This is a genomic window from Brasilonema sennae CENA114 (genome assembly GCF_006968745.1).
Taxonomy (GTDB): Bacteria; Cyanobacteriota; Cyanobacteriia; order Cyanobacteriales; family Nostocaceae; genus Brasilonema; species Brasilonema sennae.
In genome coordinates this window covers 1,828,149-1,841,964 of the sequence record NZ_CP030118.1, presented here as the reverse complement: position 1 = coordinate 1,841,964, position 13,816 = coordinate 1,828,149, and the positions used below count along the sequence as shown (strand labels likewise).

Sequence of the window (13,816 nt, the reverse complement as noted above, 5' to 3'; positions counted from 1 at the left end):
GCTAATTTTCCCCGTCTCAAACAAGAAACTTTCTGTCCTATCATGCGCCTGTAGTACTTTGCAATTCTTTTTGAGAATAAACTTCCTGCACCCGTTCCAATTCCAAGTCAGTCAGATCATCTACCGTCCAGTTGCAGCAACGCTGAAGCATATGGAAAGGGTAAGTATTCGCCACACCAACCACTTGCATACCTGCTCGTTTTGCAGCTTGGATACCAGCAGGAGTATCTTCTATCGCTAAACACTCTTGTGGTTGAAGATTCAAAGCAGGATATTCCTGGTTCAGGCGTTCCACAGCCAACAAATAACCATCAGGTTCTGGTTTAGTGGTGGTAACGTCATCACCTACGACAATAACTTTGAAATATTGAGCTAGTTTAGCACGCTCAAGTACCAGTTCTATTTCTTTGCGGATAGCACCACTGACTATCCCGAGTTTGAGATTGCGAGAAGACACTTGAGATATGAAGTCATTTAAACCAGGATACAAAGGCAGCTCTTCTATTTTTTCCAGTTCCAAAGCATACCCTTTTGCTTTAGAATTGAACAACTTAGTTAATTCAGTATCACTTAGCACACGACCACGATTAGCAAGCAAATCTTTTAAACAACTGCGATCGTTACGTCCTAAGCAAACTTTCCGATACTCACGTGGCTTAAGAATGAGGTTCTCCTCAAGTAGAATTTGCTCTGTCAGTTGCTCGTGGATTGACTCATCATTAATGATGACACCATTAAAATCAAATAAAACTGCCTTTAAACTCATGGCATTGTATCAAAAGCTGGAGATGGAAAACCCTGTAAATCTTCATTATCCACTGTGTCGTCTCTTTGTACAGAAGTGTAACGTCCTACATCTGTTCGTACAGTACCATCTTCAGATAAAATTGGTTTCACTCCACTTGTAACTTGATTTATCCACCATACATCCTGGGTTTGCACTGCTTGAAATCCTGCTTCCCCCATCCACGCATCCACACTCCCAGCAGCATATTCACGAATATACGGCTCTTCAAACACATTATTCAACCAATCTAATTGACGCAAAGTGTTTTGATTTCCATCCAAAATCAGCACTTGTCCACCAGTTACCAGCAAGCGGAAACACTCTTGTAAAATTGCCACAGCTACTGTTGTTGGCGTTTCGTGGAATAACAAAGAAGCTGTAACCAAGTCGAAAGAAGCATCAGGAAAACCCGTCTTCTGTGCGTCCCCATGTCGCCAATTTATGTCTAAACCAGTTTTTTCAGCTTTGTGAGAAGCACGCACCAACATATAAGGCGATAAATCCAAGCCGATGACTTCTGCCTGAGGGAAAGCCTGCTTTAACATCAAAGTTGTGGAACCTGTTCCACAGCCCAAGTCAAGAATACGTCGCGGCTGTACTTTGATCGAATCGATTATTGCCTGACGCACTATAGTTTCAGTAGGCGGGAGAACATATTGGGTAATAGGATCGTAGCTCACCGCCGCACCTGGCTTGAGATATCCATCCTTAATTCCATGAAAATTTTGGCTGCTGTAGTATGGCGGAACTGTGACATCAGCGCGTCGAAAGCGGCTGCTTTCTTTTTCCCAATCAACGCTTTCAAAGTAACGCCGTAACCCTTCCTCATCAATGAGCAAACGTACTACAGGGGATAGAAAACGTTCCCAAATTGTATCTTGACGAACTGTCATAAGATTGTGTTTAAGCTGTCGGTTTTTTTAATTTATTGTCATTTTATTTACAAATTTTAATATATTTTTTACAAGAAGTACTCGTTATCTAGTTAATACATAATGTATTATATAAATAATACAAAGCCAGCTACTTGCTGGGAGTGGCACTTAGGTAATGCCCATCGTTATCTGGTTGTGGTGGGCATTATCCATTTAACTAACACATGTCTATTTGTAAGTAGGAAATAAAATGAAATACTGTGCAAAATTAAAATTGCAGTGAAACTGCCCCTAGAATCCGAAATTTTAAATTGAAAATTCTAAATAATTATGGCTTACGAAGAGTTAAAACTTTCAACACCATCACCCATTCTCTCTTGGGCAAATCACCCTTTGGCTTCAGAAGAAACCAAGATGGCAAAGAATGTAGCATCACTACCATTTGTTTTTAAACATGTAGCTTTAATGCCAGATGTCCATTTGGGTAAAGGTGCCTTAGTTGGTTCTGTCATTGCGACAAAAGAAGCAATTATTCCTGCTGCAGTCGGCGTGGATATCGGTTGCTTTGTGGGCGATACTCTGATTCCTTTGCTTGATGGTAAATCATATCCAATTAAAAACTTAGCTGATTGCAACGAAGAGTTTATTGTTTATGCTTGCACCTCTACCGGAAAAGTCGTAGCAGCTAAGGCAACTGCTAAGTTGACTAGACGTAATGCTTCTGTGATAAAAGTGATTCTGGATAACGGTGAAGAGATTATTTGCACCCCTGATCACCAATTCATGCTGCGGGATGGAACGTATAAGGAAGCTCAAAATCTTCAATCTGGGATATCCCTCATGCCGTTCTACTCTAAAGTTGACAAAGATGGCTATACCTTAATCGCTCAACCTTATTCAGGTAGGTGGCAAAAAGCACACTGGATTGTTGCCAGATCAGGCTTATTAGGCAAGGTTCCCAAATTTGAAGAGCAAAGAACTGTTATTCATCATCGCAACTTCAATGAATCTGACAATCGACCAGAAAACTTGGAGTTTATGGGTAATAATGACCATTCTGCTTATCACCGTAACTTAGTTGAACGTAACCAACATTGGCAATCTCCAGAATTTGAACAAAAGCGAGTAACTGCACTTGCCAGAAAAGCTCAAACTCCAGAAGGGTATGAGTACTACGCAGCCCGAGGAACTCAAAATATTCTTCAATATATGCAGCAACAACCAGAACACTTTAGACAAGCGGTTGCTGGCAATGGTGAACGTGGAAAACAACACTTGGTCGCTTACAATCAAAGTGAAAAAGGCAGAGCAAAATCCAAGGAAATTGCAAATAGATTCTACACCTGTGACATCTGTGATGCAGAAGTCAAAACACCAATTGGACTTCATAACCACCGAAAAAAAGAACACCAGTGCAATCACAAAGTTGTAGCTGTACTGCCTTTAGACTATACAGAGGATGTTTATTGCCTAACAGTACCGGAGTATCATAATTTTGCCTTGGAAGCTGGTGTCTTCGTTCATAACTGCGGAATGTGTGCTATTAAAACACCATTTAACGGTGATCAACTGGAAGGCAAGCTAAAGAAAATTCGCTTGGATCTTGAAGCAGAAATTCCTACAGGTTTCAACGAAAATAAAGACGTTGAAAAAAGTGTCACCAATTGGCAACGCTGGCGTGATTTCCAAGACTTGCATCAAGGTGTTCAAAATTTGCAAGGTAAAGCGATGAAACAAATGGGTTCTTTGGGAGGGGGTAATCACTTCATAGAAGTTTGCCTCGATACAGAGAACCAAGTTTGGCTGATGTTACATTCCGGTTCCCGCAACATCGGAAATAATCTAGCCCAGTGCCACATTAATACAGCTAAAGAATTAGCAAAAATGGCGGGTAATAAATTACCTGATCCCGATTTAGCTCATTTTGTCGCTGGTACGCCAGAATTCCAAGCATACTGGCATGATTTGCAGTGGGCACAGAATTATGCGCGTTTCAACCGTGAGGTGATGATGGGGCGTTTCAAGCGCATCGTCGAAAAGCATCTAGCGGGTGGTAAAGCGACGAAGCCTTTATTAGAAGTGAACTGTCATCACAACTACGCTGAAAAAGAAGTGCATTTTGGCGAGGATGTCTATGTGACTCGCAAAGGTGCAGTTCGTGCAACAGAAGAAGACTATGGCATTATCCCCGGTTCGATGGGGACTAAATCTTACATCGTTAAGGGTAAGGGTTCTGCCAACAGTTTTTGCAGTTGTTCCCACGGTGCCGGACGTTTGCTATCAAGAAATAAAGCAAAAAATACCTACACGCTTGATGATTTGATTGAGCAAACAAAAGGTGTAGAGTGTCGTAAAGATACAGGCGTTTTGGATGAAATTCCCAGCGCTTATAAGCCGATAGATGAGGTGATGAATAATCAAGCGGATTTGGTTGAGGTTGTAGCAACACTCAAGCAAGTCCTTTGTGTGAAGGGTTGAATTCCGGGCGTTGCTGAATCAAGATATGAATTTTAAAATTCCCATTGATGTAGAGACGTTGCATCCGAAAGTTCTACAGGGTTACAGGAAATTGAACATCGTGCTACAACCATAATTCATTCCCAAATTCAGCAACGCCATATTTTTTGTATTAGCTCGTAAGTAAGGAGATTTTCAGAAACCAAGTTTTTTAAAAGACTTGGTTTCCGAAAGCATCAATGAACATCAAGTGCTATGTATCAAGCACATACAAAGAGCCAATCAAACAGGCAATATAACTCTGGTTTGCCTAGGACTGTGTACCATCAACGACTTAAAACGAAGGAGCGAGTGGACGACGAGGTGTCCCGCCACCACCAACACGCTCTGAAGCATTGTTCGCTACCACCTGAAGGAACTTTGGCAGTGCTTGCAGACCTTCCCATGAAAGCTGTTTCACCTCTTCGTCTGCTGAGGGTTCACCGTACAGGTTAAGGTGACCCCGATCCACTACATAGGCACCGTAGTCTTGGAGGGCGCGAGCCAGCTCGTAGATCGGTGTGCCCGGTGGTCCGACAATAGCCTGGATGTCTACGTTTGGCGGGATTGCCAACAACGAACCCATGTACACATTTCCCGTCCCAGTATAGCTGCTGCCATTGCCGTCGTCGTCAGCCCAGTTTGCAGGCCATACATAAGGCTTTCCACTAGGGGTGTTCTTATTTAAGACAGCAGGTGTGATCGAGATTCGCAGTGCGTGTCGAATCCCGTTGTGGAGTTCCCCCTTGCGGATCAGCCCAGCTGTACACGATCCACCGTAGGCACATGAGCCGTGGTAGGTGTCAAAGACTCCAGGACCCTTCAAGTCTATTTTGTTGGGGTACGGTGCTTCAAGGTTGCCGTCAGCCCGCCTCTTTGCCCAGAGCATCTCTATGACAAAATTGTGGGTTTCGTCGATGATGTGCAAATGACCGTCCTCGTTAGAATCCGGTACAGCGGGGTCTGGCACATGCATCTCGAAAGCAAGTTTGTCGTAGTCGGTGCTATAAATGCTGCGCATCGGATCAGATGCATCAGCCATAAAGATCGGGATAGACCAGTCTGTTGTATTGATCTGGAGACCGTACTTTAACGCTTGCGTCGTCCACTCGGAGGAACTCACCGGCTCGAACTGCGCCTCAGAGCCGATTGGCATATTCCACGGGCTGCGTGCATCAAATGGCCAATAGGCGGGGTCGCGTGTTTCGCTTGTCGTGTTGCTAGCCAACATAACGGGCGATAAATCGGCTTTTGAAGTCGGCTTGCTCTGTGCCGCCATGATTGGCGGCACGCCGGACAGGACAAAAGTCATCACTCCCAGCAGGACAAGCCGTGCAAGCCTATAACGTGTGACGCGGTGTGGGCGTTGCACTGATATGCGTTGCTGGATCTTGGAATCCATTATCGGTGTTTTAGGCTTCATAGTCAGTGATTAACCCACCATGTTTTGTCATGCGATAACCTTACAGAGTTGAAGTAGAGTAACTTTGTCCAGAGAAAAATTGGGGATTACTACTAAGCGTTGGAGTATTGACTTTGTCCAAATTCGCCAGTGACCGAGGCTGAATGTTGTCCACATTCGAGCTATCTTGACCAGGCTGGCTGCTTGAAAAATGACTCGGAGTCAGAGTGTCCAATAAGCTGACATAGTCTTGTCCAGAGTTCAACTGAGAATTTAATTCAGAGCTTTGGCTAGGAGTGAGCACAGAGTTGTCAATAGCCTTGCCTTGTATGAGAGTGTCCTGGCTAAGACCACTGTAGAAATGATCACCCTTAGTAAGATTACCACACAGTAAACTGTTACCAGCCTCAGTGAATATAGGGCTATTGCTGCTGGAGCTATCGTTACCGGGTACTTGAGTAAGACTACCATCCGAAGCATTGCTAGAGCTATTTCCATTAACAGCCACAGGGGTAAGGTTATCATTAGGATTATTGTTGGGACTATTGCTTATGGCGTCTACAGAAGTGCCTTTACTTGAGCTATAGTCACTCACTGCTGCTGGGGTAATAGCTGTACCCAGATTAGAATTATTCTCAGTCAGAGAATTAGTTACATTTTGGCCAGTGTTCTGCAAATTACTCAAGTCAGGCTGTGCAATATTAATAGATGCTGTGACATTGATGTCAGTGGGGTCATTCGAGTTCTTCGCTGGCCATTGAGTATTTCCCCCACCATCGCTGAGTTGATCAGTCGCTTGATTCTTGATGTTCCAATTGTTGCCGCCATTGTAAGCAACGTTATTTGCAAAGGTTGAATTTGTAAGAGTAGTGGACGAACCTCCTCCAAAAATGCCTCCACCTTGCCACCCAGCGTAGTTGTTAGCAACAGTCGTACCATCGATAGTGACGGGATTAGAGTTATTAGCTAAAGCGATCGCTCCACCAAGACCATTTTTGCCGTCAGTACTCTCGGCTCGATTACCAGAGAACGTACTCTTGGTGATGGTACCTGGTGATTGTTCTCCTACCCACAAACCACCACCTTGGTTCAGTGCCCGATTATCTGTGAAAGTAGTGTTGTTGATAGTAAACTCACCATTACCAATTCGCAAACCACCGCCGAGTGAATCACCTTGACTATCCGCAACGACCTCATTTTTAGTGATTGTGGAATTGTCAACGATGATCTTGTCTGGAGGATAAGCATACAGAAAGAGTCCTCCCCCTTGTCCAACAGCTTTGTTACCCTCAAATTTGCTGTTGCGAATAGTAATTGTGCCCCCTACAGAACCATGATCGAAATTTGGTCCAGAGGCATTCGCTCCATCAGTATAGATGGCTCCACCGTAACCTATGGTATTGGGACCAATCGGACCTCCAGCGGTTGAGTCATTATTGCGGAAAGTAGAGTCTTCTACAGTGAGTGTGCTCAATACACTATTGATTGCACCGCCATTAGTTCCCTTGTTATTATCGAACTCACTATTTTTGACCGTGAGAGTACTGTTAGTATTAACTGCGATCGCTCCACCACCGCGTTCGCTTTTACCAGCAGTACCATCGTTACCCTCAAACAGACTGTTAGTGATGGTGTTGGCTGTATTAAACCCTGCCCAAATTGCACCTCCTCCATTTCCTGAAGAGGCGTTATTTATAAATTTGCTATTCTCTACGTTAAGAGTGGTCAGTTTATCACTACTGATTGTCCGAATTGCACCTCCGGCACCATTTTCACCTTCACCACTGGATTTTCCATTGACAAGGGTCAAATTTCGCAACGTAAAACTTGAGCCTGGTGTTGTGACATCGAAAATTCGGCTGGCATTATTACCACTAATGGTTAGACCAGTAGTACTTGCACCATCAACTGTCAGGTTTTTGTCTACTGTGAGTTCACCTGAGGTAAGGTTAATTGTTTGATTGGCGAGGTTAGAGCCAAATTGAATGGTATCATCTGATTTTGCTTGGGCGATCGCCTCTCTAAGAGAACCAGCACCATTGTCAGCATTAGACGTCACGTTAATAGTACTCATGTTTCATCAATCCTCGTTTGTTGTTTGTCTTGACCAAATCAGGACTTACGCACGAACAACGTAACCATAGTTTGAATTCAAAATTCAAAATTCAAAGTTCAAAAATCAAGAAACAATTTTGAATTGATTCATTCAGGATGCAAGCCCCTGTCTTTAGACATGGAAAACAAAAAACGCCGCATCCTTATTTCAAACCCCTGGCTTTAGCTAAGGGGTATTAATTTTGAATTTATAATTTTGAATTCTGAATTCTTGTGACCTGATAGGCATGATCATATGAGTTAGATCTCATATAGACGCGCTGATTATGTCATCACCGATAGTTGCGCTGTTGACTCTAGTTAACTCATACCAAGCTTTGCTCAAGGGCAAATCTAGTCACCCTTAGCACGAACAGAGCTACCATAGAGTCTGGTACTTGCATCTGATGTTGAAACTCTTGCCTACTCTTGTTAACAGTTATCAGTTACCAAGTACCCGCAGTATCAGTTATCAGTTACCAGGCAGGAAACGGACGAGTCCACCCCTTGTTAACTGCGTAGGTAGCTGTTCACTGTTCACTGTTCACTGTTCACTGGTTTAACAGGCAGAGTAGTTTTTATTTCAGATTTGTTTGTTGAATTTCACTGTCCCTGATTGCTGAGTTTTTAGTTGTTGATGGGAAATAGAGACACCACAAAGATTGAAATGTGGAATGAACACTTTAGCAACTTGTGCGTTTTTATTGTGTGTAGTGTTCAAGACAATCATCTCGGCTTTTGGTGTCATGCTTTTAATCAGCAAAGGAACCTTTACTAGTTGAGACTCACTCAACATTGGGGTATTTTTAGTGAAAGCCTGAAGCATTTGGCTGTACATAGTAAATTCTTGTGATTACGGGTTTGCTGCAGATACTTGACTTACACAACACTAAGCACCTGTACGTTGCATTAGTATTTCAGCGATCAAGAAGCATGAGTTGCTTAGCTTTTGGTAGACACCCGTTATTCAGTCGATTTACTCTGGGCAAGCAAGTTTTTTAATTTTCTCGCTTGATACTGTCAAAGAACTTTTAACACTCTTTGCTCTTACTCTGATGAAGCTTTAAAAGCTGAAGTTGTTTTTTGAAAGTATGCACCTTAAATATTATTTGCACCTTTTTCTACCGAAAATGTCAACTTATTTCTAACTTCATGAAGCTTTTATCTTTATGAGCAAAAATCTTTATCATAAATTTTTAATTCACTTCTCCAGTCTAATTGACTGAAGTTCAAAAGCGTGCATATTTCGCTCTCAACATTTGTCATGTCCTACTTGGCTGTATAGCGTAAAAATTTTTTATTTTCTTTATTTTTCTTGTTATGAAACTATGATAAGCATTTATACTTAAAAAGAACTTGTTAATTTATTTGGAGAACCGCAGCGTTTCCTACCATTCAAAAGTGTTCACAAAGTGTTTGTTGCAATCAACCATAACAATATAGTTTACCGTTGCAGTGTACCGTCGAAGAAGACGGTTCTGTTGGTGTCATTCATCTACATACAGGAATATCAACCATGACTGTTGCTACAGCTAGCTTTCCTATAAACCTTAGTGCTTATAAGCAAATAGCACTGAACCCTGCCAATCCAACTCTGAGCGATGAGGAACGGGAGACACTCAAAGCCAATATTCAACTCTGTCGTGATGCAATTGTTTTCTTTACAGCCACAGGAGCTGCTAGCGGTGTAGGCGGTCACACTGGCGGTCCTTACGATACAGTACCAGAAGTCGTTATCCTCGATGCCTTATTCCGGGGGGCACCAGATAAATTCGTACCAATTTTCTTTGATGAAGCTGGACACCGCGTTGCTACCCAGTACCTTATGGCTGTGTTGCATGGTGAGTTAAGTGCTGAACAACTTGTTCATTACCGCCAAGCTGGTGCAAAACTACCTGGACACCCCGAACTCGGCTTGACTCCTGGAGTAAAGTTTAGTTCCGGACGCCTGGGACACATTTGGCCTTACATCAATGGTGTCGCACTGGCAAATCCGAATAAGGTGGTTTTCTGTCTCGGCTCTGACGGTTCCCAACAGGAAGGTAACGATGCGGAAGCAGCACGTTTAGCAGTTGCCAAGAATCTTAATGTCAAGCTCATTATCGATGATAATGATGTCACAATCGCCGGACATCCTTCGGAATACTTACCAGGATTTAGTGTCGCTAAGACACTTGCTGGTCACGGACTCAGCGTCAATGAAGGAGACGGCGAAGATTTGGATGATTTGTATCGTCGTATCTGTCAAGCAGTGACGAGTGATGGACCAGTAGCTTTGGTCAACAAGCGCAAGATGGCTGTGGGAATTGAAGGTATCGAAGGTTCGACTCATGGTCATGATGTGATTCCAGCGGATAAGGCGATCGCCTACTTGGAAAAGCGCGGACTAACTGAAGCCGTTAGATACCTCAAAAGTATTCAAAAACCCAAGAACAGTTATACCTTCATCGGTTCTGGCGATAAGTTGGGTTCCAACCGCACCGTGTTTGGCGAAGCTGTGGTGTCCGTCCTTGATCGCTTGAGTGAAACCGAGCGTAAAGAAAAGGTCATGTGTATCGATAGTGACCTCGAAGGCTCCTGTGGACTGAACAAGATTCACGACGCTCACCCAGAAATCTTCGTGAGTTCTGGCATTATGGAGCGAGGAAATTTCTCCGCCGCTGCTGGTTTCGGTATGGAAAAAGGTAAGCAGGGTATTTTCGGCACCTTCAGCGCATTTCTAGAGATGTGCGTTTCCGAAATTACAATGGCGCGGCTGAACTATTCCAACGTCCTATGTCACTTCTCTCACTCTGGCATAGATGACATGGCGGATAATACCTGTCACTTCGGTTTAAACAATTTCTTTGCCGATAATGGCTTAGATGACGGCTACGAAACGCGACTGTATTTCCCCGCTGACGCAGCTCAAATGAAAGCTTGTGTTGAAGCAGTATTTTTTGAGCAGGGACTCAGATTTATTTTCTCCACCCGGTCTAAAACGCCGAACATTCTCGATGCCAATGGCAAAGACTTACACGGCGAAGGCTACACCTTTACTCCCGGTAAAGATGAAGTTGTGCGTGAAGGAACTGCTGGTTATATCATCAGCTTTGGTGAAGCACTATACCGCGCAGTTGACGCCGTGGAACGTCTCAAACAGCAAGGAATTGATGTCGGCTTAATTAATAAGCCAACACTCAACGTTATTGATGAACAAATGCTGGCAAAAGTTGGTAAAGCCCCATTTGTATTGGTTGTTGAATCTTTCAACCGCCGCACAGGATTGGGTAGCCGCTTTGGTAGTTGGTTACTTGAACGGGGACTGACACCAAAATTTGCTCACTTAGGAACTCACAAAGAGGGATGTGGTGGTTTATGGGAACAGTACCCCTATCAAGGAATTGACCCTGAAGGCATCATCAATAAAGTCAAGGAACTTATTGGTTAGTCGCATTATTTCCATTTTTACAAAGAATGTGTCGTTTTTCCTCCGTTTGGCTTTAGCTTGCGGGGGATTTTTTATAACCCAAACAGAGAGTTCAGAACGGTTGCTGATCCGATAATTTACAAGAATAATAACTAATGCAATCTTATGGTGAGCATCCTAAATGTATAAAGTAATTTGATTTTGTAGTGGAGCCATCTTGCCCCCTTTTGGTAATAAAGTAGGGAGCAAGATGCACACCATACCCTTCTTTTTTTACAAAATTGGCATGCTCCCATATTACGTTGCGTCTCTTGAGTTTTACACCTCTGAAATCTCCAAAAACCATGTTTAACAACAATGGTATTGTTTTATAACTTGATGGACAAAAATCCTGTGATTAGTACGCTCTTTAATTTATCCTAATTTTTGTTATATTTTCTACTTTTTTATTCATTGATAACAAAGTAAAAATCATATATAGCAGTTCTCATTTTTGTGAAAGTGCCTGCGCTCTGCGCTTAAAAAAAAAGTACATTTGTACATTCTTCTTAAGCGTTAAGCGTTCTTTACTTCAACGAGTAATTTCACAACTCCCGCATGGATTGCTATAGATGCATTGAGATGAGAGTGTCATTTACAAGTGATACCCGTTTACTTGTCATCATTGTGTTATTTCAACTTTGTAGAAATAACTATTTGCTTGCTTTTCGCCAACCTCTTCAAGAAGAAAATCAATCAAATTAGAATTTTGCAAACGCAATAGCTTTGATGATTAAAATCAAATATTCAATCTGAGCACCAATTCTTACTTTTTTTCAAATTAAAGATTGAGGATAAAAAATTATGAGACTAGTTAAATGGGTAGACACTTTTCTGCTCACAGTTACACTTGTCAGTGTTCAGACTTTCGCTAATCAAACTTTAGCTACTACAAAGCTCAAGCAGCATCTTGATACGCCATATTCTCAAATGACGATAGGGCAATCACTCTCTACTGATCAACAGATAATCAGAAAACTTAAGCCTTCTACTGTTATAGCGTCTCAAATTAATTCAGTTTTCACAAATTTTCAAACCTATGTAGAAAACAAAGTATATTCTATTTCTTATCCACTCGGGTGGTTTTTGACAAGAAGCTGTAGTGAATTAGCTTATATTACAAATCTAAAAATGGCAATAAGAGGTGGAGGAATAATTACCCAAAATTTTATTAAAACTGATGTTCAAATTATTTCCGAAAAAATTCAAACAACTTTCACTGAAAACCTCAGCTATTCTGAAGAAAATGGAGAAAGGCTAGTTAAAAAGGAAAAAATTAATGTGGATGGTAAAAATGGTATGAGGATGTGGTATTCTGGTAGAGAAACAGAAACAATGATTACTTTATTACCTTATAAAGACAACAATACCGCTTGTATTACTACTTTTTACACAAGGAACAATTCAAACTACATACCTATTTTTGAAAAGATACACTCCTCCTTCAAAGTTTTGAGTTGATAAACTTAACATTCTAAAATTGTCTACGGCTTTGTGATTTCGAGTTGCACTGCACAAACAATAGCTAGCAGGTGATTTTCTATGAGTTCAGAAATGATTTCCAAATACATAGATGCGTAGATTGGCTAGAACAATGCAAAACCCAACCCAACTTTTACAAGCGTTGTAGCGTTGGGTTAATGCATTGTAGCTAAAATACAAAAATTGCAATTATTTTTTGAATTCATATAAAATTCCTATTTGATTTTTGTAAAACTAGGTACAGTTCCGTGTTACGGATCTCTACTCTGTGATCCTTCGGGTGTGCGCAGAGCGCACGCCTTACGGCGAACGTCCTATGGCGCTCCGCCACGCCTTAGGGTGAGTAAGCGCGCTCTTGGTAGGGTCTCCAACGCCAGAATGAGGGAGACCCTCATCAAGTACTGGCTCCTGTGCAGGCGACGGGCGTTCCCGGAGGGCTATCGGGTATCTCCTGCCCAGACGCTACTTTGTAAGTGCCAAAGGGACACGCTTACGTGTTCGCTCGATTCGTGCGCTTGCGCTTACTCTTACGCAATCGCCTCTGTCGGGAGACAAGGACTGCATAGCGCTGTCTCACCAGATGCCTCTGTCGGGAAACCCTCATCAAGCACTGGTCTGACCAAATCAAACCGGATTCCTATATGAGCCTATTCCTTTAGGTAGATTTTTAGTATTCTTGGCTCAGAAATAGCTAAAAAAGGGATTAATGAACTTAAAAACGAAGACTGACGTAAGTATAAGCGTTGTAACTCCTATTTTTTGTAGATAACATAAAGAATAGTTCTTTAAAAGCTTCTCTCACCGCGTTTAGCGTCAGTTTTTTTATGGACATTCAGTTAATCAACATCGGCTTTGGCAACATCGTGTCTGCCAACCGAGTAGTTGCCATTGTCAGTCCAGAGTCTGCCCCGATTAAGCGGATCATCACTGATGCGCGTGATCGCGGTCAACTGATCGACGCAACTTACGGTCGTCGTACTAGGGCTGTTATCATCACTGATTCCAGTCACGTTATTCTTTCGGCGATTCAACCGGAAACGGTAGCGAATCGCTTTGTGATCACACGTGATCACCATCAAGCTGTAGATAATTGAGCAAAGGTTAAATCTATAGTCCCACGCCTATTTGCGCCATACCAGCAGTACCATGTGAATAACAGTGGTTTTATGTCACCTAGGCTACAAAATTTCGTTAGTCAGGAGTCGTCAGACTCATGGCCAATGAATAGTATC

Annotated in this window: 9 protein-coding genes; 4 read left to right on the top strand and 5 right to left on the bottom strand. The window is 42.4% G+C overall.

From position 1 onward, the window contains the following. Positions 1–40: 40 nt before the first annotated feature. Entirely contained in the window at positions 41–766 is a 726-nt protein-coding gene (locus DP114_RS07765; protein ID WP_171975825.1) for an HAD family hydrolase, read from the bottom strand. After that, positions 763–1,680, bottom strand: a complete 918-nt coding sequence (locus tag DP114_RS07760) for a class I SAM-dependent methyltransferase (RefSeq protein WP_171975824.1) — start codon at positions 1,678–1,680, stop codon at positions 763–765. The genes DP114_RS07765 and DP114_RS07760 overlap by 4 nt, the downstream gene beginning before the upstream one ends. Before the next feature lie 312 nt (positions 1,681–1,992). Between DP114_RS07760 and DP114_RS07755 the strand changes: the two genes are divergently transcribed. Continuing rightward, on the top strand, positions 1,993–4,140 hold the full coding sequence (locus tag DP114_RS07755; protein ID WP_171975823.1) for an intein-containing RctB family protein: 2,148 nt from the start codon (positions 1,993–1,995) through the stop codon (positions 4,138–4,140). 313 nt (positions 4,141–4,453) lie between these two features. Here the strand turns inward: DP114_RS07755 and DP114_RS07750 are convergent, their stop codons facing one another. From DP114_RS07750 to DP114_RS07740, 3 genes are all read right to left on the bottom strand, one after another. Next, positions 4,454–5,581, bottom strand: coding sequence for a hypothetical protein (locus tag DP114_RS07750; RefSeq protein ID WP_171975822.1), 1,128 nt, complete (start codon positions 5,579–5,581; stop codon positions 4,454–4,456). A 40-nt stretch (positions 5,582–5,621) separates the two neighbouring features. Continuing rightward, positions 5,622–7,634 carry a beta strand repeat-containing protein gene (locus DP114_RS07745; RefSeq protein ID WP_171975821.1) on the bottom strand — a complete coding sequence of 671 codons (2,013 nt, stop codon included), beginning with the start codon at positions 7,632–7,634 and terminating at the stop codon, positions 5,622–5,624. A 603-nt stretch (positions 7,635–8,237) separates the two neighbouring features. Then, positions 8,238–8,492 carry a hypothetical protein gene (locus DP114_RS07740; protein ID WP_169267112.1) on the bottom strand — a complete coding sequence of 85 codons (255 nt, stop codon included), beginning with the start codon at positions 8,490–8,492 and terminating at the stop codon, positions 8,238–8,240. Between the two features lie 678 nt (positions 8,493–9,170). Between DP114_RS07740 and DP114_RS07735 the strand changes: the two genes are divergently transcribed. The 3 genes from DP114_RS07735 to remA all read left to right on the top strand — a co-directional run bounded on the left by DP114_RS07735 (position 9,171) and on the right by remA (position 13,678). Beyond that, on the top strand, positions 9,171–11,084 hold the full coding sequence (locus DP114_RS07735) for a transketolase C-terminal domain-containing protein (protein ID WP_171975820.1): 1,914 nt from the start codon (positions 9,171–9,173) through the stop codon (positions 11,082–11,084). An 822-nt stretch (positions 11,085–11,906) separates the two neighbouring features. Continuing rightward, positions 11,907–12,563 (top strand): PsbP-related protein, encoded by a 657-nt coding sequence (locus DP114_RS07730; protein ID WP_171975819.1) that lies wholly within the window; start codon positions 11,907–11,909, stop codon positions 12,561–12,563. 845 nt (positions 12,564–13,408) lie between these two features. Continuing rightward, positions 13,409–13,678, top strand: coding sequence for an extracellular matrix/biofilm regulator RemA (remA, locus tag DP114_RS07725; protein WP_017319267.1), 270 nt, complete (start codon positions 13,409–13,411; stop codon positions 13,676–13,678). Positions 13,679–13,816: the final 138 nt, after the last annotated feature.